This window comes from Plantibacter cousiniae (nom. nud.), from assembly GCF_977070315.1.
On sequence record NZ_CDRVEU010000004.1, the window covers coordinates 292,707 to 318,694 of the forward strand.

The 25,988-nt window shown below is 58.0% G+C and carries 26 protein-coding genes; 7 read left to right on the forward strand and 19 right to left on the reverse strand.

All coding sequences use genetic code 11. The annotated features are described in order from the left end of the window. Nucleotides 1–2 precede the first annotated feature (2 nt). The 7 genes from ACW55A_RS11295 to ACW55A_RS11325 all read right to left on the reverse strand — a co-directional run bounded on the left by ACW55A_RS11295 (nucleotide 3) and on the right by ACW55A_RS11325 (nucleotide 8,431). Complete coding sequence (locus tag ACW55A_RS11295; RefSeq protein WP_003370095.1) at nucleotides 3–1,595, reverse strand: flagellar hook-associated protein 3; 1,593 nt, start codon at nucleotides 1,593–1,595, stop codon at nucleotides 3–5. A 13-nt stretch (nucleotides 1,596–1,608) separates the two neighbouring features. After that, on the reverse strand, nucleotides 1,609–3,669 hold the full coding sequence (flgK, locus tag ACW55A_RS11300; RefSeq protein WP_003370092.1) for a flagellar hook-associated protein FlgK: 2,061 nt from the start codon (nucleotides 3,667–3,669) through the stop codon (nucleotides 1,609–1,611). A 10-nt stretch (nucleotides 3,670–3,679) separates the two neighbouring features. Next, nucleotides 3,680–4,924, reverse strand: a complete 1,245-nt coding sequence (flgJ, locus tag ACW55A_RS11305; RefSeq protein WP_003436082.1) for a flagellar assembly peptidoglycan hydrolase FlgJ — start codon at nucleotides 4,922–4,924, stop codon at nucleotides 3,680–3,682. A gap of 10 nt (nucleotides 4,925–4,934) precedes the next feature. Next, nucleotides 4,935–6,044: a flagellar basal body P-ring protein FlgI gene (locus ACW55A_RS11310; RefSeq protein WP_003436081.1), complete on the reverse strand. Its 1,110-nt coding sequence runs from the start codon at nucleotides 6,042–6,044 to the stop codon at nucleotides 4,935–4,937. A gap of 13 nt (nucleotides 6,045–6,057) precedes the next feature. Beyond that, on the reverse strand, nucleotides 6,058–6,771 hold the full coding sequence (gene flgH, locus ACW55A_RS11315) for a flagellar basal body L-ring protein FlgH (RefSeq protein ID WP_002554309.1): 714 nt from the start codon (nucleotides 6,769–6,771) through the stop codon (nucleotides 6,058–6,060). Between the two features lie 84 nt (nucleotides 6,772–6,855). Then, entirely contained in the window at nucleotides 6,856–7,644 is a 789-nt protein-coding gene (gene flgG, locus ACW55A_RS11320; RefSeq protein ID WP_003412455.1) for a flagellar basal-body rod protein FlgG, read from the reverse strand. A 46-nt stretch (nucleotides 7,645–7,690) separates the two neighbouring features. After that, nucleotides 7,691–8,431, reverse strand: coding sequence for a flagellar basal body rod protein FlgF (locus ACW55A_RS11325; protein WP_003370079.1), 741 nt, complete (start codon nucleotides 8,429–8,431; stop codon nucleotides 7,691–7,693). A 282-nt stretch (nucleotides 8,432–8,713) separates the two neighbouring features. Here ACW55A_RS11325 and ACW55A_RS11330 point away from each other — a divergent pair, with 282 nt between their 5' ends. Further along, a complete protein-coding gene (locus ACW55A_RS11330) occupies nucleotides 8,714–8,905 on the forward strand; it encodes a hypothetical protein (RefSeq protein WP_032609907.1) in 192 nt (63 codons plus the stop codon). On the opposite strand, the gene ACW55A_RS11335 is transcribed toward ACW55A_RS11330, so the two are convergent. The 7 genes from ACW55A_RS11335 to cynS form a co-directional block, all read right to left on the reverse strand. Continuing rightward, complete coding sequence (locus tag ACW55A_RS11335) at nucleotides 8,906–10,651, reverse strand: flagellar hook-basal body complex protein (protein WP_455808195.1); 1,746 nt, start codon at nucleotides 10,649–10,651, stop codon at nucleotides 8,906–8,908. A 197-nt stretch (nucleotides 10,652–10,848) separates the two neighbouring features. Beyond that, nucleotides 10,849–12,177 (reverse strand): flagellar hook protein FlgE, encoded by a 1,329-nt coding sequence (flgE, locus tag ACW55A_RS11340; RefSeq protein WP_003436076.1) that lies wholly within the window; start codon nucleotides 12,175–12,177, stop codon nucleotides 10,849–10,851. A gap of 25 nt (nucleotides 12,178–12,202) precedes the next feature. Beyond that, nucleotides 12,203–12,892, reverse strand: coding sequence for a flagellar hook assembly protein FlgD (gene flgD / locus ACW55A_RS11345; RefSeq protein WP_003370069.1), 690 nt, complete (start codon nucleotides 12,890–12,892; stop codon nucleotides 12,203–12,205). Nucleotides 12,893–12,907: 15 nt separating this feature from the next. Beyond that, complete coding sequence (gene flgC, locus ACW55A_RS11350; protein ID WP_002554316.1) at nucleotides 12,908–13,348, reverse strand: flagellar basal body rod protein FlgC; 441 nt, start codon at nucleotides 13,346–13,348, stop codon at nucleotides 12,908–12,910. A gap of 3 nt (nucleotides 13,349–13,351) precedes the next feature. Further along, entirely contained in the window at nucleotides 13,352–13,759 is a 408-nt protein-coding gene (flgB, locus tag ACW55A_RS11355; protein ID WP_003370068.1) for a flagellar basal body rod protein FlgB, read from the reverse strand. A gap of 777 nt (nucleotides 13,760–14,536) precedes the next feature. Continuing rightward, a complete protein-coding gene (locus ACW55A_RS11360) occupies nucleotides 14,537–15,010 on the reverse strand; it encodes a nuclear transport factor 2 family protein (protein ID WP_003370064.1) in 474 nt (157 codons plus the stop codon). 10 nt (nucleotides 15,011–15,020) lie between these two features. Then, a complete protein-coding gene (gene cynS / locus ACW55A_RS11365) occupies nucleotides 15,021–15,488 on the reverse strand; it encodes a cyanase (protein WP_003370061.1) in 468 nt (155 codons plus the stop codon). Between the two features lie 73 nt (nucleotides 15,489–15,561). On the opposite strand from cynS, the gene cynR reads away from it, so the two are divergent. Next, nucleotides 15,562–16,473: a transcriptional regulator CynR gene (cynR, locus tag ACW55A_RS11370; protein WP_499140273.1), complete on the forward strand. Its 912-nt coding sequence runs from the start codon at nucleotides 15,562–15,564 to the stop codon at nucleotides 16,471–16,473. Nucleotides 16,474–16,564: 91 nt separating this feature from the next. Here cynR and cheR read toward each other — a convergent pair whose 3' ends face one another. Together cheR and ACW55A_RS11380 are read right to left on the reverse strand one after the other, a co-directional pair. After that, nucleotides 16,565–17,392 (reverse strand): protein-glutamate O-methyltransferase CheR, encoded by an 828-nt coding sequence (gene cheR, locus ACW55A_RS11375; protein ID WP_003347319.1) that lies wholly within the window; start codon nucleotides 17,390–17,392, stop codon nucleotides 16,565–16,567. Nucleotides 17,393–17,443: 51 nt separating this feature from the next. Continuing rightward, complete coding sequence (locus ACW55A_RS11380) at nucleotides 17,444–18,370, reverse strand: chemotaxis protein CheV (protein ID WP_004658711.1); 927 nt, start codon at nucleotides 18,368–18,370, stop codon at nucleotides 17,444–17,446. Nucleotides 18,371–18,447: 77 nt separating this feature from the next. Here ACW55A_RS11380 and flgA point away from each other — a divergent pair, with 77 nt between their 5' ends. The 4 genes from flgA to ACW55A_RS11400 all read left to right on the forward strand — a co-directional run bounded on the left by flgA (nucleotide 18,448) and on the right by ACW55A_RS11400 (nucleotide 21,028). Beyond that, nucleotides 18,448–19,206, forward strand: a complete 759-nt coding sequence (gene flgA, locus ACW55A_RS11385; protein WP_003417867.1) for a flagellar basal body P-ring formation chaperone FlgA — start codon at nucleotides 18,448–18,450, stop codon at nucleotides 19,204–19,206. 161 nt (nucleotides 19,207–19,367) lie between these two features. Then, a complete protein-coding gene (flgM, locus tag ACW55A_RS11390) occupies nucleotides 19,368–19,682 on the forward strand; it encodes a flagellar biosynthesis anti-sigma factor FlgM (protein ID WP_003370051.1) in 315 nt (104 codons plus the stop codon). Between the two features lie 49 nt (nucleotides 19,683–19,731). Next, on the forward strand, nucleotides 19,732–20,199 hold the full coding sequence (locus ACW55A_RS11395) for a flagella synthesis protein FlgN (RefSeq protein ID WP_003370050.1): 468 nt from the start codon (nucleotides 19,732–19,734) through the stop codon (nucleotides 20,197–20,199). An 82-nt stretch (nucleotides 20,200–20,281) separates the two neighbouring features. Further along, nucleotides 20,282–21,028: a flagellar brake protein gene (locus tag ACW55A_RS11400; RefSeq protein ID WP_003370048.1), complete on the forward strand. Its 747-nt coding sequence runs from the start codon at nucleotides 20,282–20,284 to the stop codon at nucleotides 21,026–21,028. Nucleotides 21,029–21,096: 68 nt separating this feature from the next. On the opposite strand, the gene ACW55A_RS11405 is transcribed toward ACW55A_RS11400, so the two are convergent. The 3 genes from ACW55A_RS11405 to ACW55A_RS11415 form a co-directional block, all read right to left on the reverse strand. After that, nucleotides 21,097–22,512, reverse strand: a complete 1,416-nt coding sequence (locus ACW55A_RS11405; protein WP_455808196.1) for an MFS transporter — start codon at nucleotides 22,510–22,512, stop codon at nucleotides 21,097–21,099. Between the two features lie 54 nt (nucleotides 22,513–22,566). Then, complete coding sequence (locus ACW55A_RS11410; protein WP_498811271.1) at nucleotides 22,567–23,910, reverse strand: glutamine synthetase family protein; 1,344 nt, start codon at nucleotides 23,908–23,910, stop codon at nucleotides 22,567–22,569. Between the two features lie 93 nt (nucleotides 23,911–24,003). Then, a complete protein-coding gene (locus ACW55A_RS11415) occupies nucleotides 24,004–24,915 on the reverse strand; it encodes a methyltransferase domain-containing protein (RefSeq protein ID WP_032609902.1) in 912 nt (303 codons plus the stop codon). Between the two features lie 236 nt (nucleotides 24,916–25,151). Here ACW55A_RS11415 and ACW55A_RS11420 point away from each other — a divergent pair, with 236 nt between their 5' ends. Next, nucleotides 25,152–25,961 carry a glycosyltransferase family 2 protein gene (locus ACW55A_RS11420; protein ID WP_455808197.1) on the forward strand — a complete coding sequence of 270 codons (810 nt, stop codon included), beginning with the start codon at nucleotides 25,152–25,154 and terminating at the stop codon, nucleotides 25,959–25,961. Nucleotides 25,962–25,988: the final 27 nt, after the last annotated feature.

Sequence of the window (25,988 nt, forward strand, 5' to 3'; positions counted from 1 at the left end):
ACTCAAAGCTGACTGAACAGGTTCAACTTGGATAGCATGGTAAACACCTGCTGAGAAGCGTCCAGCATGGTTTTCTGCAATGTCAGGCGGGTGGTCGCCTCGACGATGTCTGCGTTTACGTAAGTACCTTGCTCAGTAGTGTTGTTGCCTTTGAGCAGATCGTTGGTCGTACCTTGGGCGGTTGCCGCCAGCTGACGCGCGCCGCCACTGGAACGTGCCGTAGAAGCTTGTTCGATGGCGCTGCTCATGTTGCCCAGCGCAGAGTTCAGCGCTGCCGTCATATTCTGCGAGGCCACCAGGTTGCCATCGGTGGGCGTCGACAGGGCTTTGATCGCCGCTGTCAGCGTATTGAGAATGTTCTCGGTCTGGTGCGTGCCAGACTCGACGATGAACTGATCACCGGCAGCCGGTGTACCGCTGATATTGAAGTTCACACCGGAGGCGTTGGCCGTCGAGCCGGTCATGGTGCCGCTGGACACTGGCTTGCTGCTGGTGGTCAACGGCGCGGCGTACAGCTCGTAATCGGTCGGGCTGGTGAACTTGAGGATCGCGCCGTCTGTCGGGAAGGTATTGTTGAAAGCAGTCCGGTCCGCAGCGGTATTGCCCACGACAGAGCTGCTGACGGTCGCCGTTGACGTATTGCCGGCGCTGCGCGAGGTGGAAACACTGTCCGGTGTCGACGCCAGCTGGTAGCTGCGATTGGCCAGCGCCGCATCTGCGGTAGCGTCCGAGACCCGGTCAGCGGCCGGCAGGTTGACGTTGAGCGTCATTTCCACGCCGCGGAAAGTAAACGTCTGGGCATCGAACGAGCCGTGGGAAAACTTGCCGCCAGTCGAGGTATCGGAACTCACGTCAGTGCCACTGGCATCAGTGATCTTGAATTGCGTACCGCTGAGAAAAGTCAGCGTATAGGGCTCGCCGCCCTGGTAGCTGGAGTTATAGGTCGGAGTGGACGTCACCAGGCCACTGCTGAGGCCGATCTTGCCGTCATCGGTTGCAGGCGAAAGCAGTGTGGCAGACGTACGGGTTGTGTTGACCGACTGCTCGAAGGCCTCGAAACCTGTCGTGTTGCTGGCCATGACCAAACCATCACCTACCGCCAGATTGACGCTGGTCTGGTCGCCCTTGTAGCTATAGGAGCCATCGGCGTTCAGCGAATACGGTGGCGTCGAGGCCTTGGAACCGGAAAATATGTACTGACCGTTAGGGTCCTGGCTGTTCATCAAGCCCAGAATCTGACTCTGGTACTGCTTGAGGGCCGAAGCCTTGGCGAGCCGGTCCGAGTCGGTAAACGCGCCACTGCCTGCCGATACGATCTGCTCCCGCGCAGCCTGCATCGTGTCGATGATGCTGGTCAGCGTGGTCTCGGTGGTCACCGCGTTGGTATTGATCGTGCCGATATTGGTTTCGTACTGGGTCAGCATGGAGTTCTGCTGCGCCAGTTGCAGTACGCGCGCGGCACCTACCGGATCATCGCCTGCGGTATTGAGCTTGATGCCGCTGGAGACCTCTTCGCTGGTCTTGTTCAGGTTCGAATAGTTACGCTGATAATTGGTGTTCGTGGATTCGAAGAACTGGGTAGTCGAGATACGCATGGCTCACGATTCCTTAAAGACTGTTGATCAGCGTGCTGAAAATGGTTTGTGCCGCCTTGATGATCTGCGAAGAGGCGGTGTAGTACTGCTGATACTTGATCAGGTTGGACGCCTCTTCGTCGAGCGATACACCCGAGACCGAGTCGCGTGACGATTTGGCCTGGCTGACAACGGCCGCAGTGGCGGTCACATCGTTCTTGCTCTGGCTCGCCAGCGTACCCACAACCGATACCGTATCTGCATACGAACCGGACAGGCTGGTGCCCACGCCACCGTTGACGACACCGACGGTCTTGGCGGTCTGCAGGCCGACTACTGCCAACGCGTTGCGGTTGTCGGACGAGCCGCCACCGGTCATGCCGATGCTGAACGTGTCATTGGCAACCGGCGAGCCGGAAATGGTCATTTCCAGCTGGAACGCAGTGCTGCTGCTCGGCGTCGTTGTGGTGTCGGTATAGCCGACGTTCAATTTGATCGTGTTGGCCTGGCCCTGGATGATCGAGCCACCAACGGCATTGCCGTTCTGGTCGAGCACCGCCCCGCCACTCGCATTGATCAGGGTGTAACTCTGCACGCCGGTACTGCTGACCGCACCCATCACCAGTTTCATCGGGGTGGAGTCTTTGAGCGCATTGCGCAGGTCAGCGGTCTGGGTGCTGTCGTAGATATCCGACTTGGTGTTCAGCACCGGCTGGGTGAAGCCACCAGTACCGGAGTTGCTGGATCCCGCCGTTGCCGTCAAGGGCGCGGCCGCTGCAATATCCTTGGCGTCCGTCAGAACCACCGAGATCCCCGACGCGCCAGTGCGGGTCGGGATAACCTTGAAACTGTCACCGGCTGCCAGCGTATTGCCGTTGAGGCTCACACTGAAGCCGTCGAACTGTTTGGGCGGATTGTCAGCCAGCGAACCGGCACCGACGCTCTCGCCGTTGGGCAGACGACGTACGGTGAAATTCGACGAGTCGCTGAACGTCACTTCATAATCGTTGGCGGTCAGCTTGCTGGTGTCGCCAATGGTGACGTTGAGGTTGCCGGAGCCGACACTGTTGGTGGTTTTGCCGATGCTGCGCTGGGTAATGGCTTCGGCACTGTTGATGCTGGAATACAGGTTCGAACCGAAATTGCCCTTGCTGTCGATGCCCTGGTTCATCTGGCTGTTGACCTGGTCCGACAATACCATCGCGGTACGGCCCAGTTCGTTGGTCGCAGGCACCAGCACTTCGTTGCGGTAACGCAACAGACCACCGATCGAGCCGCCAGTGAGCACCGAGGTCACATCGGTCTGGGTCTGGCCGTAGGCAATCTGCACGTTGTACTGCAACGGATCGGACGGGCTCGGGCTGGCCGACATCTTGTAGGACGTGCCGCCACTGACCAGTGATTGTCCGGTACCGGTATAGATGTCGAAGTTACCGTTGTTCTCGACCACTTTCACACCGACCAGCTCGTTGAGCTGACGAACCGCTTCACTGCGCGAGTCAAGCAGGGTGTTCGGCGTGGCGTTGCCCGCAGACGCTTGTGTGATCTGCTTGTTCAGGCTCGCCAGGGTGGTGGTCAGCTCGTTGACCTGTTTGGTGAAGGTGTTGAGCTGCGTGTTGACGTTATCGTTCTGCGTGGACAACTGCGACGAAACCGAGTTGAAGCGTGCGCTCAACGCGCCAGCCTGGGTCAGGAACGACGAGCGTTCGGCCGACTGCGTGGCGCTGGTGGCGATGCCCTGCATCTTGGTGAAGAAGTCCGCCAATTGCACGGAGATCCCCGTCGCATTGTCTGACAGTAATGTATCGGTCTTGCTGGCCTGACCGGAATAAGCCACTGCATCCGCGCTGAGGGCGGTGCTCGATTGCAATTGGGTGTCCAGATAGCTGTTGTAGATGCGACGTACGTCCGACAGCGTAGTGCCGGTACCGATGTAGCCTACACCCTGACCAAGAGCGATCTGCGCCGAAGCCGTGGTCAGCACCTGCTGACGCGAGTAACCCGCGGTATCCACGTTGGCCGTGTTGTTACCGATGGTGTTGATCGCGGCACTGCTGGCATTGATACCTGAGAGCCCAATTGAAATCAGCGACATGAGTCAAACCTTATAAAGTCGTGGAAGAGCCCGCTGCAGCGGCGTAAGTCTGGTAACTCTTCATCTGCTTCGCAATCTGCGAAATCTTGCTGGCATAGTCCGGGTCAGTGGCGTAACCGGCCTTCTGCAATTCTTTTACAAACTGTTCCGGTTTATCGGCCGAATTGACTACTTCTTTATAGCGGCTGTTGTTCTGCAACAGACTGACCAGGTCGTGGAAGCTGTCGGCGTAGGAATCATAGGAACGGAAATCCGCCGTTTCCTTGACCATCTTGCCGTCGCGGAACTCGCTGGTGATCGCACGCGCTTCGGCACCCTTCCAGCTGCCCGCCGCCTTGATGCCGAACAGGTTGTGACTGCTGCTACCGTCCTGCTGACGCATGATCGATTTGCCCCAACCGGTTTCCAGTGCCGCCTGCGCCACCAGCATGACCGGGTCGACGCCGATACGCGCTGCGGCTTCCTTGGCCAGTGGCAACATGGTTTCGACGAACTGATCGGCGTTGCTGAACGCGCGCTTGGCCGGTGCCAGCGGTGGCTGGGCCATGGAGCGCACGTATTCCGGCGCGGGTGCCAGGTTCGGATCGAGTGTCCAGTCGCCGTTGTTGCCTGAAGTACCGGCTGTCGCACGAGCTGGCACCGGGCTGTTGCTGACGGCTGTGGTGGCAGAAGGCACGATGCCGGCCAGCAGACGATCGGTGAGTTTGGCGGGCAGCGACAGACGACGCGCGTTGAGCAGCGCCATGTCGTTGCGCCCTTCTCCGGACGCCGAGGCCGCAGCCGCCGCCTGATCGGCAGCCGCCGAGCGCGTGGCCCACAACGGACGCTGATAGACGCTGGTCGCCAGACCGGTCTTGGCCGGCGCAGCGTCAGTAGCGGCCGTTGCAGCGTCGGTCGTATTGACCGGCGCAGCGTGGTTTATCCCCTTGTCTTTCGACAATTGGCGCATCAGCACGTCCTGCAAACCGATACCGTTGCCACGGGTGGACAGCGTGACCGCCAACTGCTGGTCATACATATCCTGATACTGCCGCGTGGCCGGGGTGTTCATCGGATTGTCCTTGGCCAGCACTTCGTTGGCCGAGCGCATGGCCTTGAGCATCTGGCTGACGAACAGCGACTCGAACTCGCGGGCCACCTTCTTCTGGTTTTCCACACTGTCCTTGTCGCCATGCTTCAGCGACGCCAGACGGTTGACGTCGGTGTAGGCACCCGAATCGACCGCCGACGAAATTCCGCTCTTGGGCATATCCATGCTCGAATCCTCAGATCACGATCAGGTCGGCTTGCAACGCGCCGGCCTGCTTAAGGGCTTCGAGGATGGCCATCAGGTCACCGGGCGCAGCGCCCACCTGATTGACCGCGCGAACGATCTCATCCAGCGTGGTGCCTGGACCGAACTTGAACATCGGGTGCAGTTCCTGCTGGGCATTAACCCGCGAGCGAGGCACTACAGCAGTCTGTCCGCCGGACAATGCGCCCGGCTGGCTGACGATCGGGTCTTCGGTGATGGTCACGGTCAGGCTGCCGTGGGTGACGGCAGCAGGTGAAACCTTGACGTTCTGGCCGATGACGATGGTGCCGGTCCGCGAATTGATGATGACCTTGGCAGCGGTCTGGCCCGGATCGATTTCCAGGTTTTCCAGAATCGACAGGTAATCCACACGCTGGCTTGGGTCGAGCGGCGCAGTCACGCGCACCGAACCACCGTCAAGCGCCTGAGCGACGCCAGGGCCAAGCATGTCATTGATCTTGTCCACGACGCGCTTGGCAGTAGTGAAGTCGGAGCGATTCAGGTTCAGCGTCAGGGTGTTGCCCTGGTTGAAGCCGCTCGGTACAGCGCGTTCTACCGACGCACCACCGGGGATTCGACCCGACGACGGAACGTTGACGGTAATCTTCGAGCCGTCACGGCCTTCCGCGTCGAAACCGCCGACCACCAGGTTGCCCTGAGCGATGGCGTAAACGTTGCCGTCGACACCTTTCATCGGTGTCATCAACAGCGCACCACCGCGCAGGCTTTTGGAGTTACCGATCGAGGAAACAGTGATATCGACCGTCTGGCCCGGTTTGGCAAACGCTGGCAAATCTGCGTACACCGCAACCGCCGCGACGTTCTTCAGCTGCACGGTGCCCGAACCCGACGGCACCTTGATGCCGAACTGCGACAGCATGTTGTTGAAGGTCTGCAGGGTGAACGGGGTCTGGGTGGTCTGGTCACCTGTACCGTTGAGACCCACGACCAGACCGTAACCTATCAACTGGTTGGCCCGTACGCCGGAGATGCTTGCGATGTCCTTCAGACGCTCGGCATGCACGCCGAACGCTGTGGACAACAACAAGGTCGCCGCTATCAGTTGCTTGAGCTTGATCATGTCTATCCCGCTATCAGAAAGGGAACAACGGGCTGAGGAAGAACCGGTCGAACCAGCCTGGCTGGCTGGTATCGGCAAAGGCTCCGGTCCCCGAATAGGTAATACGTGCATCGGCGATACGGGTGGACGACACGGTATTATCGGTCGCGATGTCGTCAGCCCGGACCAGGCCGGCAATCCGCACCAGTTCGTCACCGGTATTGAGGGTCATCCACTTCTCGCCACGCACCGCCAGAATGCCGTTGGGCAGCACATCCGCAACCGTCACGGTGACCGAGCCGGTCAGACTGTTGCTCTGTGCGGCCTTGCCATCACCCTTGGTGGTCCGCGCGCCGGTGTAACCAGCGTTCAGGCTCAGGTCGTTACCGCCAATCGGGTTGTTGGTGGTCAGACCCGAACCGAACAGCGAGGTCAGACCAATGCTGTTGGTGCTGTCCTTGGTCATCGCCGAAGTGGCCGCCTTGCTCGCCGCCATACGCTCGGAAAGCGTGATGGTGATGATGTCGCCAATACGGAAGGCCTTGCGGTCGCCGTACAGGTTCTGCTCGAAACCGGCCTGATAGATGGCGCCATTGTTGGCAGCCGCCGACATGGGCGTACGCGGCAACACCGGAGCGTAATAAGGGTCATTGGGCTTGGCCGTCGGCGCAACACAGCCGGACAGCAGGGTGATCCCGCACAATGAAGCGATCAACACTGAAAAACGCGGAACACTAAGGCGGTTCATGACACTTGAAACCTCGCGGTGTAACAGGCGCTTATCAGGCGCCCCATCGGATTGAGCGGTTCTACGAGCAGCGACATCAAGGATTTACAGGTTCTGAGTCAGGTTTTGCAGCATCTGATCAGCGGTCGAGATCACTTTGGAGTTCATCTCGTAGGCGCGCTGGGTAGTGATCATGTTGACCAGTTCCTCAACGGTGCTGACGTTGGAGTTTTCAAGGGTGTTCTGCAGGGTCGGGCCAAGGCCGTTAAGGCCAGGGGTGCCGATCTGCGGCGCGCCGCTCGAACCGGTCTCCAGGTACAGGTTGCCACCGATGGCCTGCAGGCCGGCGGGGTTGATGAAGTCGGCGGTCTGGATATTGCCGATGATCTGCGGCGTAGCGGTTGCGCCTGCCAGCGTGACGGAAACAGTACCGTCCTGACCGACCGTAAAAGTCTGGGCGTTCTGCGGAACAACGATCGCAGGCTCGAGGGCATAACCGTTGGCCGTGACGATCTGGCCGTTGGCGTCGAGGTGGAAAGTACCGTCACGGCTGTAGGCAATGGTGCCGTCCGGCTGGGTCACCTGAAAGAAACCACGACCGTTGACCGCCAGGTCCAGCGGGTTGTTGGTGGTCTGCAGGCTACCGGCAGTGAAGTTCTTCTGCGTGCCGACAATACGCACACCGGTACCCAGTTGCAGGCCGGAAGGCAGTTCGCTGTCCTGAGTGGACTGGGCACCCGGCTGGCGTTTGATCTGATACAGCAGGTCCTGGAACTCGGCCCGGTCACTCTTGAAACCGGTGGTCGAGACGTTCGCCAGGTTGTTGGAGATGGTGGTCAGGTTGGTGTCCTGAGCGGCAAGACCGGTTTTGGCGACGTATAGTGCAGGAAGCATGTGTGTTCTCCTCGAGCGCCGGTTTGTCGGCGCAAGCTGTCATTGATTAGCCAAGTTGCAAGACGCGAGCCATAGACTGATCGTCTTCTTCGGCGGTCTTCATCATCTTGACGTGCAATTCGAATTGACGGGACAAGGCCAGTACCGAGGTCATTTCCTCGACCGCATTGACGTTGCTCGCCTGCAGAAAGCCGGACTCGACCTGAACGGTGGCATCTGCATCGGCAGGCCGGCCGGTCTTGGTGTGGATCAGGCCATCAGGGCCCTTCTCCATGGTCTTCAGGTCAGGCTTGACCAGCTTGATGCGGTCGACCTGCGCCATCACCTGAGGACTCTCGCCCAGCGAACGAATACTGATCGTGCCGTCGGCGCCGATCTCGATCTGCTGCTGAGGCGGCACGGCAATCGGACCGCCGTTGCCCATAACCGGCAAACCACTGCCGTCGCGCAACACGCCCAGGGCATCGATGTTCATGCCGGAACTGCGGGTGTAGGCTTCACCGCCGTCGGGCGTCTGTACTGCGATCCAGCCATCACCCTTGACGGCGATGTCCAGCTCACGACCGGTCTGCACCATCGCACCGGCGGAAAAGTCGGTCCCGGGACGCTCGCTCATGGCGTAGGCTCGCGATGGCATGACCTCGCCAAACACCGGCATCGAGCGGGCCTGTTCCAGGTCACGCATGAAACCGTTGGTCGAGACGTTTGCCAGGTTGTTGGCATGAGCCTTTTGCGCGATCGCGTTTTCGGATGCACCGCTCATTGCGACGTAAAGCAACTTGTCCACAGTCTTCCTCCTCCGACAGACGCTTGCCGCCTGTAGCTGTTCTGAAAGGGTTAAGCAATTTTTGAACCAACTTGTCAGGCTCGATACAAATGCCTGATTAGCCAGTAAAAACTGGCGATCGCCGATGGCTTGAGGAACGAGCGCCAACCAATAGCGGCGGTGGACTGCCGCCTGCCGCTTGCCAGACAGGAAACACCGCCAAAAAAACTTCATCGAACTGCGCCGAGAACCGGATCGACAGTGATAATCTTGCCGACACCGCAACCGTGACCGGGAACCGTCATGCCTTTTCGTGCGTGCATCATCGGTATCGCGAGCGCGAGCCTGATGACCTTTGCCCTGCTCTCTCAGGCCGCTCCCGCCCACTATTACAAATGGCAGGGCGACAGCCGGATCGTCTGCGCCCAGGCCAGCCCGGGCCCAGGCTGGAAACGCTTGAAAGGCCACTTCATCAAAGCCGACTGCTCGATCTGATCAGGTCGACTGGATCAGCGTCTGCATCAGCGTCACTTCGGTGGATATCGCCTTGGAGTTGGCTTGATAGGCCGTCTGGGCCTGGATCAGCGCAATCAGCTCATCGGCCAGCACGACGTTCGAACCTTCCAGCGCGCCACTGACGATGCCGCCCAGCGTACCGACGCCCGGCACATCATATTCAGCCACTCCGGAATCGGCAGTGGCGGTCCAGCGTGTATCGCTACGCGGCTGCAAGCCATGCGGATTGGCGAAACTGGCGAGCATCACCTGACCGATATCTTTAGTCATGCCATTGGTAAACCCGGCACGCAGAATGCCGTCCCGGCCAACGTCGAGGCTTTTCAATTCCCCTGCCGAATGGCCATCCACATATGCGGCGGAGCGCGAACTGGCAGCGTTGTGCTGAAGCAGATGGGTGAAGTCGATGGTGATGCCGTCAGCGCTGCCAGCCGCCCCATTGGATATCCAGCGCTCGCGACCGGTGCCAGGATCAACCGCCATCACAGGCGACCAGCCCGTGAGCTTCAGCTGATCGCCATTGCTGCTCAGGCCCGGACTGCCGGTCAACGACGCGACGGCGCCATGGGAATCGAAGACGATGTTTGCCGTCAGCGGCGTGGTGGACCCGGAGTTCTGCGGGTTTCGATCGTCGATCAGTACGTGCAGGCGCCAGCTGTTGGTGCCGTCCTTCACGAAATATTGTTTCAGCTCATGGGTGTTGCCCTGACTGTCAAAGATCTGGTTACCGAACATCCTGCTGTAGGTGTTCAGATCTGCGGGGTTGAAGTGCGGAACTGGCCGATGCATGACCGTATCGCCCGGGTCGAGCAGACTGGCCCCGGCGTCGCTCAACGGCAACGAAACAGCCCCGCCGTTCAGGGAGCCATTTGCCGCCCAGGCGCCATTGATCTGCGCGGCAGGCACCCAACCCTGCAAGGCAAACTCGGTGTCCGAAAGCTTGCGCAGATGCTGATCATTGCCGCTGTACGACAGAGAACCGTCAGGCTTCAGCTCAAGGCTTACCTGCAACGGCGCTACGCTGTCGGGATCCACCGGGTTGCGCCCGTCCACCAGTACATACATCGACCACTGATCAGCCTCGGTCTTGACGAAATACTGCTTGAGTTCATGGTCGGCTGCGGGCACCGGAGTGATCCCCACATCCTGGATGGTCCGGGTGGCAACCCGTGTATAGGTCGCGGGGTTGTCCGGGTCAAAGGTCGGCAAGCGGGCGAGTGACGGCAGCGAGGCATCCAGATTGATGGTTTCGGCCACCCGGGTCGTGGCCCGAGCACCGACGTTGGACGTATCGATCTGCAAGTCCATGCGGATACCACTGGCAATCTCGCCCTTGTCGTTTGCGGCATAACCCTGCAAACGCCCACCATCGCTGTCGACGACAAAGTTGGCAGCATCCTTCAGAAAGGCGCCGGCCCGGGTATAGGCCAGTGAGCCCTGATCACTGACCACAAAAAAACCGTTGCCCTGAATACGCATATCCAACGCATTGCCGGAACTGATCACGGTTTCACCCTGATTGAAATTCTGCTGCACCGAAGCAAGTCGTACGCCATCCCCGACAGCGTGCTGCCCGGCCCCCAACTGTGCGGACGCATATAAAGCAGAAAACTGCGCACGAGACGACTTGAACCCCAGGGTGCCGACGTTGGCAATATTATTACCCGCTACTTCCAGTCGTTTATTGGCAGCCTGAATACCGCTGATCGCTGTATTGAATGACATGAAAACTCCCTTGCCATAAAGGCAATTCATAGAGGAGTTTTATTCTCACACCATCGTGCGTAGGAAGTTTCCAAGTAGGCTGAGGGAGTAATCCGTAACTTTCAGCACTAAAAAAGACATGACAAAATACTTTGCAGACACCCATAAAAAAGCCCCTTTTTACAGGGGCTCTTTCAACGCGTATCAAACAACGCGTATTACGTCATCTGAATAGTGGTCTGCATGATGGTGCTTTGGGTGGAAATGGTCTTGGCGTTAGCCTGATAGTTGCTCTGCGCCTTGATCAGGTTAACCAGTTCCATGGTCAGGTCGACGTTGGACTCTTCCAGCGCCTGACCGGTGATGTAACCCAGCGTACCCGACTGTGGTGCGCCGCTCACCGGTACACCGGAAGCGAACGTTTCACGCCAGTTGGTGCCGCCGGCCTGCGCCAGACCCTGCACGTTGGCGAAGCTGGTCAGCGAAGTCTGACCGATCACCTGCGACTTGCCGTTGGTATAAGTGGCGAACAGGTTGCCGCTCGAGTCAACGTTCATGCCGCTCAGCTGGCCAGTGGCGTAGCCATTCTGATCCTGTTTGAGCAGACCGGATACCGAAGCGGTCTGGGTAGTGCTCGACATGTCAAGCTTGATCGAAGCAGCGCCCGTCGCACCGTTGGCTGCCCAGGTAGCTGTCGTGCCAGTACCGACCTGCACGCCAGGCACCCAGTTGGTCACGGCGAATGTACCGTCAGCATTGAACTTGATGTTGGCGCTGTCGGTAGGAACAGAGCCGCCGGCAGTGGTCACCAGATTGCCCGAGGAGTCGAATGTCAGGTTATTCTTGTCCGGCGTGGTGGACGTCGGATCGGAAATGCTGCGCCCGTCCATCAGGGAATACATCGACCAGGTATTGGTGCCGGTCTTGACGAAATACTGATCCAGGGTATGCGCATTACCCTGAGTGTCGTAAGTCGGCGTGCTGTACTTGACGTTGTAGCTATTGGTGTCGGTGGCATCGAACGTCGAAACGGTCGGCAGCGCGGTTGTCGAGTTCAGGTTGGCGGAGTTGGTGATTGTGGTCGTCGCCTTGGGCTCCAGGTTGGACGCGTTCACACGCAGATCGCTGAGCGCGCCAGTCACCACTGAGCCATTGGCGTCAACGTTGTAACCCTGCAGCTTCATGTTGCTGCTGTTGACGACATAGCCTTCCTTGTCGGTGTGGAATGCACCGGCACGGGTATACAGCTTCTCACCGTTATTGCTGAGCATGAAGAACCCGTCGCCATTGATGGCAAGGTCCAGACTGTTGGCTGTTCCGGTGGTCAGACTGCCCTGGGAGAACTGCTGGGAAACCGCAGCGGTAGTCACGCCACTGCCGACGCTGGTATTGCCGGAAGTACCGCGAATCGACTGAGCATATTGATCAGCGAACTCGGCACGTGACGATTTGAAACCGGTTGTCGCGACGTTGGCAATGTTGTTGCCGGTAACGTCGAGACTTTTGTTTGCAGCATAGAGCCCACTAAGGCCGATATTGAAAGACATGTTTCACTCCTGCGCCGTAGCGGCTCTACAATCCGATAGTTTGAACTTTGGACAGGGCGACACTGCCGCTGGCCAGGTTAAGCGTTGTTTCTGCGCCATTGACACCCAGCGTGACACTGTTGACCGTGGCGGGCAGGTAAGTTGAAAACTGCGTGTTCTTGCCTTCCACCGAGCCTTCAGCCTTGAAGCTGTAAGTACCCGATGGCAGCTGGGTACCGCTTGAGTCCGTACCGTCCCAGGCAAAGCTGGTGGTACCGGCTTTTTGCGTGCCCAGGTCAACACTGTCGACCAGATTCGATTGCGCGTCGTACACCTTGACGGTCGTTAGCGAGCTTTCGCCCGGCACCACGATCGAACCGGTCAGGCCTTTGGTGGTATCGACCGAGGTACTGCTCGCATCGATGATCACCGAGCGACCGACCAGTGACGAGGCCTGCAAGGCCTGCGACGACTTGTAGCTGCTGGCGATCGTATCCACCGTCGACGTCAGGTTCTGCATGCTTTCAAGGCTGCTGAACTGCGCCAGTTGCGCCACGAACTGCGTGTTGTCCTGCGGGTCCAGAGGATTCTGGTTCTTCATCTGCGTGACCAGCAGTTGCAGAAACGAATCCTTGCCCAGCGTGCCGGTAGAGTCCGTCTTGGTCGGCGTCGGGTTCTGCAGCGTATTCAGGAATGTCGATGAAACGCTGGTTGCTGAGGTGTTATCAACGGCCATAACTTTCGCCTTCTATCACTGACCGAGGGTCAGAACCTTCTGCATCATGGATTTAGCGGTGTTCATGATTTCTGCGTTGGTCTGGAAAGACCGGCTGGCAGAAATCATGTCGGCCATTTCTTCCACGACATTGACGTTGGGGTAATAGACATACCCGTCCTTGTCAGCGGAAGGATGATTGGGCTCGTAACGTGCTTCCAGGTTCGAGCTGTCTTCGATGATGCCGTTGACCTGAACGCCCTGCCCGGCTTCGCCCTGGTCCTGGAACAGCGAACCACCTGTGGACTGCTGACCCTGCATCACGGTGGCGAACACCGGGTGACGGGCGCGGTAGGTCTGGTCCATGCTCGAAGACACGGTCTCGGCGTTGGCGATGTTACTGGCCGTGGTGTTCAGACGCGTGGTCTGGGCACTCATGGCGCTACCGGCAATGTTGAACACATTGGCTAGTGACATGAATTATTCTCCGCGAAGGGCTGCAACCAGCCCCTTGAACTTGCTGTTGAGCAATGTGAAGCTGGCCTGGAAGCCCATGGCGTTCTCGGTGTAGCTGGCCTGCTCGACCTGGGAATCAACGGTGTTCTGGTCCAGCGAAGGCTGCGACGGCGTGCGATACATCAGCGTACCGTCGTCATTGCCCATGCCCTCGGCTTCGATATGACGGCTGTTGGTCTTGTTCAGCGCGAAGTGACCGTTCTGGACCTTGTCGTTTTCGGCAGCCAGCACCGACGAGAAGTCCAGATCGCGAGCCTTGAAGTTCGGGGTGTCGGCGTTGGAGATGTTGTTGGCCAACACCTCTGCACGCTGAGCCCGGAAGTTCAGAGCCTTTTCATGTATGCCTAGCGCTTTATCGAAGCTGATGCTCATTTCGGGAAACCTTTGCCGGTTGACCTGATTCTGTTGCTACTGACAAAGCAATCGGCGTGCCATGTTGTAAAAGCCAATGATTGCGGGGGCCGTAGGCAGCGGTGAGGCGGCAATGCCAGAAAAGCGGCAAGGCATTTCCGCTGTGGAGGGGCAAAGCGGCAAGGTGGGTGCCGTTTTTTTGCCAGTATGGGGGCAGCGTTGGCGAATCTCGTATCTGCACTACAGGATTGTGGTGATGACCGATACACTCAAGCGCACAAGGATTGGGAATTGGAAAGGAGCTTCATCTTGGTCGACTCAATAGGCACTCACAACAACCCGGTCATTAACACCGCGAAAGCCGTGGCGCCCCCCGCCACCTCACCCACCCCCCGTGCCCCTTCTGCACCTCAAACAAAGCGCAGGACTCAGGCAAACTTTCTTCTCTTTCTGTGCAACTCAGCGAAAGCGCGACGCGTGCGGCGTCAAGAGATGCGAGTCTTGATCATGATGCACTGGGGGCGAAGGCAGCTGAGCAGCTTGACCAGATCATTGGCCGAAGCTACGACGTCAACAAGGCTAAAAATGATGCCGAGGTGCCTGACACGACTGATCCCGAACTGCTGGCACGCGCGAAAAAAGCAACTCAATTCGTGAACGGCGGTAGAGAGAATCCTTTCGCAGGCATGGCTAGAGATCAAAGCTTATTTGGCGACAGTGCATCAGCTACCGACGCACCCTCCACCGAACGAAAGTCCGGGCGGTTTTCGATCATTTCCGCCCGGACAGCGCTTTCAATCAGAGACCCAGCTCACTCAAACCCGGGTGATCATCCGGTCGGCGCCCCAATGGCCAATGGTATTTGCGCTCGGACTCGGCGATCGGCAAATCGTTGATGCAGGCAAAGCGCCGTTGCATGAGGCCGTTTGCAGCGAACTCCCAGTTTTCGTTGCCATACGAACGGAACCAGTTGCCGGAGTCGTCATGCCATTCGTAGGCATAGCGCACCGCGATGCGGTTATCCGTGAATGCCCAGAGCTCCTTGATCAGCCGGTAGTCCAGTTCCTTGCGCCACTTGCGCTCTAGAAAGGCCTGAGCCTCTGCACGACCATTGATGAACTCGCTGCGGTTACGCCAGTAGGTGTCTTCGGTGTAGGCCAGCGCAACTTTCGCCGCATCGCGCGAATTCCAGCCATCCTCGGCGCCACGGACTTTCTGGACAGCCGTCTCCAGGGTAAAGGGTGGAAATGGCGGTCTTCCTTTATCACTCATACCAGCGTCCTCAAAACGGTTTGTAGGGCAGAAATTTTCCATCGAGGGTGATCACGGCTCGCTCGCCCCCTTCCGGATCTTCGACTTTCTTGATGTCGAGCTTGAAGTTGATTGCGCTGATGATGCCGTCGCCGAACTGCTCATGCACCAATGCCTTCAGCGTTGTGCCGTAGACCTGAACCATTTCGTGGAAGCGATAGATCGTCGGGTCACTGGAGACGTCTTCGACATTGCCGCGCAACGGGATGGTTTGCAGTTCGGCGACCGCGTCCCTGTCCAGCCCGAGACGCTCGGCGACTACCTCGGCCACCGCTTCCGGCAATGGGTGCTGACCGAGCAATGCAGCCGTGACATACACCACGCTCAACCCCGTACCTTCTGCAAGCCCTGCCCACGTCAGGTTCTTTGCGGTCTTGGCCTGCAGCACACGTTCAGTCAGATGCTGGCGCGGCGCTCTGGAAATGTTGCTGTGCGGCATAGGTAACCCTCCGGAATGAATTCACGTCAATCACAGCATCGGCAACTATCACCATAAGATCCAAGACTGATTTATGATCATCGCCATAACCCTGACTTATGGTGATGCCATGCTGTTACGCCACATACGTTATTTGCTGGCGGTCGCCGATCATGGCAATTTCACCCGGGCGGCCGAGGCCCTGCATGTCTCGCAACCGGCGTTGTCGCAACAGATCAGGCAACTGGAAAGCAGCTTGGGTGTGCAACTGTTCGACCGCACTCGCCGCAGTGTCGTGCCGACCGATGCCGGCCGCGTCTATCTGGACCACGCGCGTCGCTGCCTGCTGGAGCTGGAGGCCGGGAAGCGTGCGCTCAACGATGTCAGCGACCTGTCACGCGGACACTTGCGCCTCGGCGTCACGCCCACCTTCAGTGAATACCTGATAGCGCCGCTGATCGACCGCTTCAGCGCGCTGTATCCCGGCGTGGCAATCATCCTCACGGAGCTGCCTCTGGAGCGGATCACCGAGGCATTGATCAGTGACTCGCTCGATCTGGCCATCGGTTTTGCTGGCAGTCATGCTGTCGAGATAGACAGCCAGCCTCTGTTCGATGAACAACTGTGCCTGGTCATGGCCAAGTCTGCCCCCGAAAAACAGACCTTGCTGACACTTGAGGACCTGCAAACGCTTCGCTTTGCCTTGCTCGCCCCCGGATTCGCCACTCGCCAATTGCTGGATGCCTGGTGCCATACGCAGAACTTCAAGCCGACGGTCGGCCTCGAGGCGAACTCGATTGCCATTTTGCTCAAGGTCGTTGCCCAGGGCCGCATGGCGACCATTCTTCCCGATGCCATCGTTCGCGAGCAGCCTGGGTTGTGCGAAGTTCAGACGATCCCTGCCTTGCCCGGGCGGACGGTTGCGCTGCTGCGGCGTAAAAACGGCTACCAGAGCGCCGCCGCCAACGCTTTTGCAAAACTGGTGAGCAACAGTACGCAAACATGAACCGATGGGCAGACGATCAAAGCTGTTTTCAGCCGCGCACAAAAAAGAGACTCGAAGGTCTCTTTTTTCATCGCAGGCAACTGACAGACCGTCACTTGGCCTTATAGATGATCCCGGGGCTGCACTGAACCATCTGGTAGTGATCCGGCAAACCATTGAGTGCTTCGGAAGCCCCCAGAAACAGGTAACCGCCTGGCTTGAGCGTACCGTGGATACGCAGCAGGATGTCTTTCTTCACTTCAGCGGAGAAGTAGATCAATACGTTACGGCAGAACACGATGTCGAATTTGCCCAGCGAGGCGTAGCTGTCGAGCAGGTTGAACGAGCGGAACTCCACACGACTCTTGATCGGCGCCTTGACCACCCAGCGGCCCGGGCTTTTAACATCAAAAAAGCGCTGCAGACGATCCGGCGACAGGCCGCGGCCGATAGCCAGACTGTCGTATTCGCCGGTCTTGCAGTTATTGAGCATCAAGCCCGACAGATCGGTTGCGACGATCTGCACGCCCGATTTGAGTTGACCCTGATTGGCACGCTCGAACTCGTCGATGGACATCGACAGCGAATACGGTTCCTGACCCGATGAACAGGCGGCCGACCAGATACGCAGTCGCTGACCAGGGCTGGCCTTGATCTGCTCGGGCAGCACCTTGTTCTTCAGCACTTCGAACGGATAGGTGTCGCGAAACCACAGGGTTTCGTTGGTGGTCATCGCATCGACGACCTGCTCGCGCAAACCACTGCGCGGCTGGGTCTGAATACGCTGGACCAACTCGCCAAGCGACTTGATGCTTTGCTGCTCCATCAATTTGTTGAGGCGGCTGGACACCAGGTACTGCTTGTTTTCCCCAAGCAGAATGCCACAGGCTTTTTCCAGAAATACCCGGAACTGATCAAAATCCAAATTACCCGTAGACAAAGTGCCGCCTCTCAAATCATGTGAATCACCGGGGACGACGCCCCCGGCTGGTTATTCTGCTGCATTGATCCGCGCAACGACCCTGGCCGCCAGATCATCAGGCCGGAATTTCGCGAGAAAGTCATCCGCGCCGACTTTCTTGACCATCGCCTGGTTGAATACCCCTGACAACGAGGTATGCAAGGTGATGTGCATCTTCTGCATGCGTGGATCATTACGTATTGCTGCGGTAAGGGTATAGCCATCCATCTCCGGCATTTCAATGTCGGAGATCATCATCAGGAACTCTTCTTCAGGCTTTTTGCCTTCTGCGACCATCTTGAGCAGGTAGTCCAGCGCCTGACGACCATCGTTGAGCGCGACGACCTCCACCCCGACGGTTTCCAGGCAGCGGCTCACTTGCTTGCGGGCCACCGACGAGTCATCGACCGTCAGCACGCGCATAGAGACAGCCTTGTGCTGAACCTCGGCGTCAATGACACCGACCGAGATTTCTTCGGACACTGGCGCGACTTCGGCGAGAATTTTCTCGACGTCGATGATTTCCACCAACTGGTTATCGACCCGGGTGACGGCGGTCAGGTAATGATCGCGCCCGGTGCCCTTGGGTGGTGGATGAATCTCTTCCCAGTTCATGTTGACGATGCGTTCGACAGAATGCACCAGAAAGCCCTGAACCTTGGTGTTGTATTCGGTAATGATGACGAAGGAGTTAACCAGCGAAATCATCCCTGTGGAACCTGTCGCCATTGCCAGATCCATGATCGGGATCGTGCCGCCACGAATATTGGCCACGCCCCGAACGATCTTGCTCGATTTGGGCATGATGGTGAGTTTCGGGCATTGCAGTACTTCTTTCACTTTGAAGACGTTGATCCCATAGAGCTGCTTGCCGTCGAGACGGAACAAGAGCAGCTCCAGGCGATTCTGACCCACCAGCTGAGTTCGCTGGTTTACCGAATCCATTACACCTGCCATGCCGAACCCCCTTACAAAATGACCGCCGCCCAGACACCAGATCAACAAGCGGCACGGGCTTTGCTATTTATTACGTCATGAACGCAAAGACGACAATTTCTCGACACCTCGCATTAGAAACCCGCAGGCTTCTGTGCGCAATCGCTCTGCTGTGCCTTTCCAGCACGGTGACCCTCGCTCGTGCCGAGAATTTCACACTGCCTGAACAGCTTATCGGCGTCACCCAAGGGTTTCTTGAGTTCACAGTAGAAGACTATTTGGCAACCAACCAGATTGACGGGCGTCATGAGATACAGGTCAAGCAGCTCGACCCGCGTTTAAGGATGGGTGCCTGCGACAAGGATTTGACAGCCACACTGGAAAGTCCGCGCCCGGTTGGCCGGGTTACCGTGCGCGTGCGCTGCGAAGGTTCTTCGCCCTGGACGGTGTTTGTGCCCGCTCAGGTATTGCTGTATCGCAACGTCGTGACCGTGATGCGCCCGCTCAAGCGTGACGCGATCGTCACCGAAGAAGACGTCGCGATGCGTGAGCGGGATGTCAGCAGTCTGGGTCAGGGTTTCCTGGCGTCGCTGGATCAGGCGGTCGGTCAGAAGGTTGTCCGACAAATGGTCATCGACCAGGTCATTACCCCGGTGGCGCTTGAGCAGCCACAGATGGTTCACAAGGGCGATCAGGTGGTGATCATCGCGCGCAGCGGCTCGCTGGCGGTTCGCATGCCCGGCGAAGCAATGTCCGACGGAGGCTTCAACGAACAGATACGGGTGAAAAACCTCAATTCCCAGCGGGTGATCAAAGCAAGTGTCACCGGCCCAGGGCAGGTGGAAGTCGCTATGTAGTGCATTGATAGTGGCGCGAAGGGTGTGTTTTTTTTAGACTGCGGGGAATGCCCGACGGCAAATGTCGTCTATTGGGAAGCTTTCTCACAATCAGCCTAAAGTTTGACAGGGGTTGGCCGAAAACAAGGCAAGCGTCCAAACACCCAGAGGTTTTTTCAATCATGGTCATAGATTTCAGTCGCCTTAACAACTCACAGGCTGTTGCCGGTACTTCACGTACCAGCGCCAGTAAAGACACCGCCAAAACCGATGCCCCAGCCCCTGCCGTCACCGCAGGTGTCAAAAGCACCGGGGAAACTTTTTCCTTGAGCAGTGAGGCTCAACAGTTGCAGAAAATCACGGACAAGCTGACCGATCTGCCAACCGTCAACAGTGCTCGCGTTGCCGAGCTCAAACAGGCCATCGCCGACGGTAGTTACACAGTGGACAGCAACCGTGTCGCCAGCAAACTGTTGAATTTCGAAACCCAACGCTAAGCCAAGGCTGGCGCTGGATATTCTGGACGCTTAAAAACCAGAGCATGCGATGCACGACACTACTTTGCTGCAGATGATCACTGACGACATGGTTTCAGCCCGACAGCTTCTTGAGTTGTTGCAGGCCGAATCATTGATTCTTCACGGCCGCGACATGGGCGAGATGGAGCAGGTGCTGGCGCAGAAACAGGCGCTGGTCATTCTTCTCGACCAGCACGGCCGCAAGCGTAGCCAGGTGCTTGCGGGCATGGGCCTGCCAGCCAATCGCAGTGGTCTCCAGCAACTGGCCAGCCAGTCGGATATCGGTGAGCAATTGCTGCTGGCCGCCGACGAACTGAATACACTGATCAACGAATGCCAGACGCTCAACGAGCGCAATGGTAGTCTGATCCAGCTGCAACAGGTCAGTACCGCTCACCAGCTTCGCATACTGAACGGTGGCGATACGCCTACACTCTATGACAGTCGCGGATCGACTGCCCTTAGAGCAAAACCACGCCCTCTGAGTCAGGCGTAACTTCCTGTATCAAGGTTTCGTGCATAGTGGCAGAATGCCTGCTGTTGCGTTGCCGTAGTATTTTGCCTGGAGATTCAAGAACGTGAATGGCTCAAGCGCGGACGATGCTCCGCAGCCCCCGAAGGTTCTCAATACACCTTTGGAAATCGCCGCCAACCTGCGGCTGCTACTCGAGAGTCATGATCCTCTGATCATTACCTTCCATGAGCGTCCCCAGCGCTTTCAGAGTTATCTGCTTGAAGTCGACCGTGACAACAACGTCATGGCTCTCGACGAGATGATCCCCCGTGATGGCGAACGCTTTCTGAGCAACGGCGAATCCTTCCGTGTCGAAGGCTTTCATGACGGCGTGCGGATTGCCTGGGAAAGTACTGCGCACATGGACATCCTCAGCACTGACGGTCAACGCATGTACCGTGGCCCGATGCCTGAGGAAGTGGTCTATCACCAGCGGCGCAACGCATTTCGGGCTGCGCTGAAGCTGGCACAACTGGTCGATGTAGAAATCGGCGGTGACCGCTTGAAGTTCACACTGGCCGGCAAGCTGCTGGACATTTCTGCCACAGGTTGCAAGTTGCGCTTCGAGGGCGACGTGTCCGATCGCATGCAATTGGGCCAGGTATACGAGCGTTTCGTCGCCAAGCTGCCTTTCGGCGCCATGACAGCACCTGTCGAGTTGCGCCACCTGCATTTCGAAGAACGATTCAATACTACCTTTGCCGGCGTCCGCTTCCACAACATGAGTGGGCTGGTGCAGCGTCAGGTCGAGCGCTTCGTCTATCAATTACAGCGCGAAGCACGACGCTTCGACAAAGACGAGGACTTCTGACACTCACCTGAATCCTTCGGCGATTGCGGCAATGCTGCCGCAATCATGCACTACCCTGCACTCTCCCCTCAGGCCTTCCAGGTCTCGCTTTCACGCTCGCGTTCATGCTCATTGGCTTCAGCTGGTTCCGCTCCGGCAGCCGGCTCGGTCTGCGCCAGTGTCTCGCTTTCTGCATCGACCTCAGCTTCAGACACCGCCTCGGGCTCCGGCTCAGGCTCAACGGTTGCCTGCATCTGTTCCTGAACCACCTGCTCATCGACACGCGGGTCAAGTGCAACCACCAGTGGCGAACTGGACATACTGTCCGGCATCGCAACGTGGTGCAGCGGTGCGTTTTCGACCTGATGCAAGTGAGTGACCGCCTTGGGCCTGATCAGCAGTACCAGAATCACACCCGCGCCACAGACGAACGCATAGAGCATGTGACCGCCAAACTGCTTCATCACCACACCCGCGGCCAACGGACCGATACTGGCGCCAATGCCGTAGGTCATGAGCAACATGGCCGTCAGCGATACCCGGCGCTCGGCCTCGACGTGGTCATTGGCGAATGCCACTGCCAGCGGATAAAGGCAGAACTGCATCAGCGAAGCCAGAAACCCGACACCGAACAGCACCTCGACCGGCACACTGGGAAACACCGCCAGCGGTAATGACGCCACCACCAGTGCGGCGGCAAAGATGCGCATCAGTACGGAACGGTCATAGCGGTCGGACAGCAGGCCCAACGGCCACTGCACCAGAAACCCGGCCAGAATGCAGCAGCCCATGAACAGACCGACCTGCTCGGTGGACAGCCCCTGCTCAGCGGCGTAGACCGGTGCCAGACCATAGAACGAGCCGATGATCAGGCCGGCGCCCAGTACCGCCGTCAACGACTGCGGCACACGCTTCATGAAGAAGCGCGGCTCCAGTGGTGCCGGATGCAGGGGTGCCGGGTGAATCGCCCGGGTCATGGCGACCGGCACCAGGCACAGTGCGAAACACAGCGCTACCAGCATCAGCAGCTCAGGCCCCAGTTGCGGGTGAACCACCAGCACCAGCTGACCCAGCACCAGCCCCAGGTAGGAGGCAATCATGTAACCGCTGAAGACCATGCCGCGCTGTTTGGCGGCCGCCTGCTCGTTCAGCCAGCTCTCGATGACCATGTATTGGCACATCATGCCCAGACCTACGATGACCCTCAGCACCAGCCAGGCCGGCAACCAGCTGATCAGGCCATGCCCGAGTACCGCCGCGCCGACGATGCCGGCACAGGTGGCGTAGGCGCGAATGTGACCGACACGGCCGATCAGGCGGTGACCGATCTTGCCGCCCAGCACCAGACCGAAATAGTTGGCGGCCATCAACGCACCGACCCACAGGCTGTCAACCTGATCGGCCGCCAGGCGCAGGGCCAGATAAGTGCTCAGCAGACCCGAGCCGATCAACATCATCAACGAGGCAAAATAAAGCGCTCGAAAGGACTTCCAGATTTGGCGCATCAACTTTCCAAAAATAGGGAGTCGCCCGACTGGGCGAGCCCAACACTGCGATTCTTAAACCTGAGCAGCCAGCACACGCCGTTCCCAGGGGGTTATCTCGTCAAAAAAACTGGTCAGTTCCAGGGTCTTCGACGCGATGTAGCCTTCGATGAATTCATGACCAAACAGTTCCTTGGCCAACTGACTGCTTTTCAGACGCTCCAGAGCAGCATGCAAGGTACACGGCAATAACAATTCTTCCGGCACCTCGAGTTCGCCCTGCAGCGGCGGCGTCGGTTCCAGCCGTTGCTCGATGCCATGCAGCCCGGCCGCCAGACTTGCGGCAATGGCCAGATAGGGATTGGCATCAGCGCCCGGCAGCCGATTCTCCACCCTTCTGGCCGCCGCTGCACTCGACGGTATACGTAATCCGGCAGCGCGATTGTCGTAGGACCAGCAGGCGTTGTTGGGCGAGGCATACGGATGGCACAGGCGCTGGTAGGAATTCACATTGGGCGCGAACAGCGCGGTGAAGTCCGCCATGCAGGCTTGCTGGCCAGCAATGAAATGACGAAACGTGTCGGTCGGCTCACCCTGCGCATCACTGAAGATGTTCGTTGCGGTCTCTGCTGTCACCACGCTCTGATGAATATGCATCGAACTGCCCGCTGTATGGGCGAGCGGTTTGGCCATGCACACCACGATGAACCCGTGTTTGAGCGCCACCTCCTTGAGCAGGTGCTTGAACAGAAACGTCTGATCGGCCAGCAGCAGCAGATCGCCATGCAGCAGGTTGATCTCGAACTGGCTGACGCCCATTTCGTGCATCACCGTGTCACGCGGCAGGCCCAACGCCGCCATGCAGGCGTATACCTCGGCGAAAAAAGGCCGCAAGCCATTGTTGGAACTGATACTGAACGCTGAATGCCCCTGCTCGCGTCGTCCGTCCAGCCCTGTCGGCGGTACGAACGGATACAGCGGCTCGGGGTTGGGCGCGAAGACAAAGAACTCGAGTTCAGTGGCCACCACCGGCACCAGGCCCTGCGCAGCGTAACGGGCGATAACTGCCTTGAGCTGATTACGGGTGGAGAGCATGCAGGGCTGACCATTGAGGTCCTGCGCATCACAGATCGCCAAGGCGCGCGGCGATTTGCTCCAGGGCAGAAGGTGGAGCTGCTGTGGATCACTGATCAGCGCCAGATCGCCGTCGTCACTGCCGTAGAAGCGCGCCGGCGGATAGCCGCCCATGATGCATTGAAGCAACACACCGCGCGCCAGCTGCAAACGGCGGCCCTCAAGAAAACCTTCAGCCGTCATCACCTTGCCGCGCGGTACACCGTTCAAATCCGGGGTTACACACTCCACTTCATCAATGCCCATCAGCATTTCTTTCTGCGAATGGGGGTCATTGCCTGTCATGGGTCAGTCCTTTTAGTTGAGCAGCAAACGCCAAGCTTCAACCTTCAGACTGCAATCTTCAAGCACCGCGCTTCAGGCTGTCGGCCTGCCGCGTCAGAGAACCGGGTTATGGAAAGGCGTCCCGGTCACTTCGATGAACTCCTTTCGGTAGTCTTCGTTTTCCGGGTCGACCACAAGGGCCTGACGCAGGAATTCGACGCCTTCGGCCACATTGCCCAACTGACGACTCAGAGCGCCGGCAAGGTGCAGCCTGGTGGCATCGAAAAAATTGAATGACAGCATGATTTTGGTCAGCGTCAGCGCGTTCTCGAGCTTGCCCGCCATCAACAACTGATTGAACTGGGTATTGAAGTCGCCGACGTCCTGCCACTTTTCCGCAGACAAGCCCTCCACTTTGCGGAGCACGACGGTGTGGCCGTTGCCTACTTTCGAATCGGTTTCTTCGACGCACTCGATGTACCAGCAACCCAGGCCTGACGAGTTAACATAATTGACTGCGCGGAGCATGCTTTGCAGGGAAAAGACCTGATAGTGACCGCGCCACTCGCCTTCAGTGACGGTGGTCATGTCGACCTTGTTTTCATAGTCCTCGATCATCTGCGCCAGCGTCGTCAAACGACGGGCCCGATCAGTCTTGGCTGCGGTGCGCTTGGGAAAGATGCAGAAGAATACCCCGCCGTTCTTCAGCACTCTGAAGGATTCGACGTAGGCAGAGAGCAGGTTGGGGACGTGCTCGATGACGTGCGAACTGATCAGATAGTCAACTGACGAGTCGGCCGTATGGATGCACTGAAAATCGCCCAGCATGTCGACCTTCGAAACGTCGCCCGACACTTTCATCTGCTCGACGAAGTACTGCTGATAGTCTTCCATGTCGCGAGGGTGCAAAAAATCCACACCGTTGCACGGCGCAACGTTCAGGCAATTGGCAAGATTGAACGCGTTGTGAGCCGCTGCGCCCAACTCTATACCATGCCCCTGGCAGTACTTTTTAGCTAACAGCATCACCCACCCACCGCTCATCGTGATATCGAATACAGTCTTTCATCGGTTTCGGCGGTGTCCGCTAAAACTTTAACCGGCACCGCTCCAGGCCTTTGGCGTGCCCGCAATTGGCGCAAATATTGCAATCCACCGCGTACATACGTCGATTTACGTCAGCGCAGGCCTGAACCACTCTCCACGCTGCGACGCCAATCAACAAACAATCACGCTAACGCCCAAGAGAACAGAGGATCGCCATGATCAATGGTCAAAAGGTTGGCTGCGGAATCGTCACCTACAACCGTCCTGCACTGCTGAGAAAACTTTACGATTCCCTGCCTGCCGAGATCATCGACTGCGTTGTCATCATCAATGACGGCGATGTGTATCCGGAGTTTTCCGCGTATGACAGCGAGGTTTTCTTCAATAACGAAACCAACCTCGGCGTTGGAAAATCCAAGAACAGAGCCTTGTCGCGACTGATGGATGCCGGGTGCGAGCATCTGTTCCTGATCGAAGACGACATCTACATAAAAAGCCCGGAAGTCTTCGAGCTTTATATTCTGACTTCGACACTGACCGGTATTCAGCACCTCAATTACAGCCAGCATGGCCTGATGAACAAGACGCCGTCCGGCGAGGCCAATGCGGTGTACAGGATTGACTACGGCAATGGCATCAACCTGCCCTTGTACCGCCATTGCGTCGGCGCGTTTTCCTACTATTCCAGACGGAGCCTGGAAGCGGCCGGCCTGATGGACGAGACGTATCACAACGCCTTTGAACACGTCGACCACACCCTGGCCATCATCAACCAGAACATGCATCCGCCGTTCTGGTTTTTTGCCGACATCGATAATTCGCAGCTGTATCTGGGGGACGAGCCTTGGACGCTCGAGGGCTCAACGATCTCGTCCGATACCCTGCATCGGCAAAATGCTCTTGCGGCCATCGAGCACTTCACGCTCAAGCACGGCTGCGAACCGGTCAGACATCCGTTGGCATCTGATCAGGACCTGATGGACAGCCTGAACAGCATCAAACAGAACTTCGGGCTGAATATCTAAGCGCCGAATACGCCCCGCAATCCTGAC

Excerpts from the sequence above, each read along its gene's own strand:
- ACW55A_RS11295 (WP_003370095.1), bottom strand. The coding sequence starts at position 1,595 with ATGCGTATCTCGACTACCCAGTTCTTCGAATCCACGAACACCAATTAT.
- flgK (WP_003370092.1), bottom strand. The coding sequence starts at position 3,669 with ATGTCGCTGATTTCAATTGGGCTCTCAGGTATCAATGCCAGCAGTGCC.
- flgJ (WP_003436082.1), bottom strand. The coding sequence starts at position 4,924 with ATGGATATGCCCAAGAGCGGAATTTCGTCGGCGGTCGATTCGGGTGCC.
- ACW55A_RS11310 (WP_003436081.1), bottom strand. The coding sequence starts at position 6,044 with ATGATCAAGCTCAAGCAACTGATAGCGGCGACCTTGTTGTTGTCCACA.
- flgH (WP_002554309.1), bottom strand. The coding sequence starts at position 6,771 with ATGAACCGCCTTAGTGTTCCGCGTTTTTCAGTGTTGATCGCTTCATTG.
- flgG (WP_003412455.1), bottom strand. The coding sequence starts at position 7,644 with ATGCTTCCTGCACTATACGTCGCCAAAACCGGTCTTGCCGCTCAGGAC.
- ACW55A_RS11330 (WP_032609907.1), top strand. The coding sequence starts at position 8,714 with ATGCCTTTTCGTGCGTGCATCATCGGTATCGCGAGCGCGAGCCTGATG.
- ACW55A_RS11335 (WP_455808195.1), bottom strand. The coding sequence starts at position 10,651 with ATGTCATTCAATACAGCGATCAGCGGTATTCAGGCTGCCAATAAACGA.
- flgE (WP_003436076.1), bottom strand. The coding sequence starts at position 12,177 with ATGTCTTTCAATATCGGCCTTAGTGGGCTCTATGCTGCAAACAAAAGT.
- flgD (WP_003370069.1), bottom strand. The coding sequence starts at position 12,892 with ATGGCCGTTGATAACACCTCAGCAACCAGCGTTTCATCGACATTCCTG.
- flgC (WP_002554316.1), bottom strand. The coding sequence starts at position 13,348 with ATGTCACTAGCCAATGTGTTCAACATTGCCGGTAGCGCCATGAGTGCC.
- flgB (WP_003370068.1), bottom strand. The coding sequence starts at position 13,759 with ATGAGCATCAGCTTCGATAAAGCGCTAGGCATACATGAAAAGGCTCTG.
- ACW55A_RS11360 (WP_003370064.1), bottom strand. The coding sequence starts at position 15,010 with ATGAGTGATAAAGGAAGACCGCCATTTCCACCCTTTACCCTGGAGACG.
- cynS (WP_003370061.1), bottom strand. The coding sequence starts at position 15,488 with ATGCCGCACAGCAACATTTCCAGAGCGCCGCGCCAGCATCTGACTGAA.
- cynR (WP_499140273.1), top strand. The coding sequence starts at position 15,562 with ATGATCATCGCCATAACCCTGACTTATGGTGATGCCATGCTGTTACGC.
- ACW55A_RS11380 (WP_004658711.1), bottom strand. The coding sequence starts at position 18,370 with ATGGCAGGTGTAATGGATTCGGTAAACCAGCGAACTCAGCTGGTGGGT.
- flgA (WP_003417867.1), top strand. The coding sequence starts at position 18,448 with ATGAACGCAAAGACGACAATTTCTCGACACCTCGCATTAGAAACCCGC.
- flgM (WP_003370051.1), top strand. The coding sequence starts at position 19,368 with ATGGTCATAGATTTCAGTCGCCTTAACAACTCACAGGCTGTTGCCGGT.
- ACW55A_RS11395 (WP_003370050.1), top strand. The coding sequence starts at position 19,732 with ATGCACGACACTACTTTGCTGCAGATGATCACTGACGACATGGTTTCA.
- ACW55A_RS11405 (WP_455808196.1), bottom strand. The coding sequence starts at position 22,512 with ATGCGCCAAATCTGGAAGTCCTTTCGAGCGCTTTATTTTGCCTCGTTG.
- ACW55A_RS11410 (WP_498811271.1), bottom strand. The coding sequence starts at position 23,910 with ATGACAGGCAATGACCCCCATTCGCAGAAAGAAATGCTGATGGGCATT.
- ACW55A_RS11415 (WP_032609902.1), bottom strand. The coding sequence starts at position 24,915 with ATGCTGTTAGCTAAAAAGTACTGCCAGGGGCATGGTATAGAGTTGGGC.
- ACW55A_RS11420 (WP_455808197.1), top strand. The coding sequence starts at position 25,152 with ATGATCAATGGTCAAAAGGTTGGCTGCGGAATCGTCACCTACAACCGT.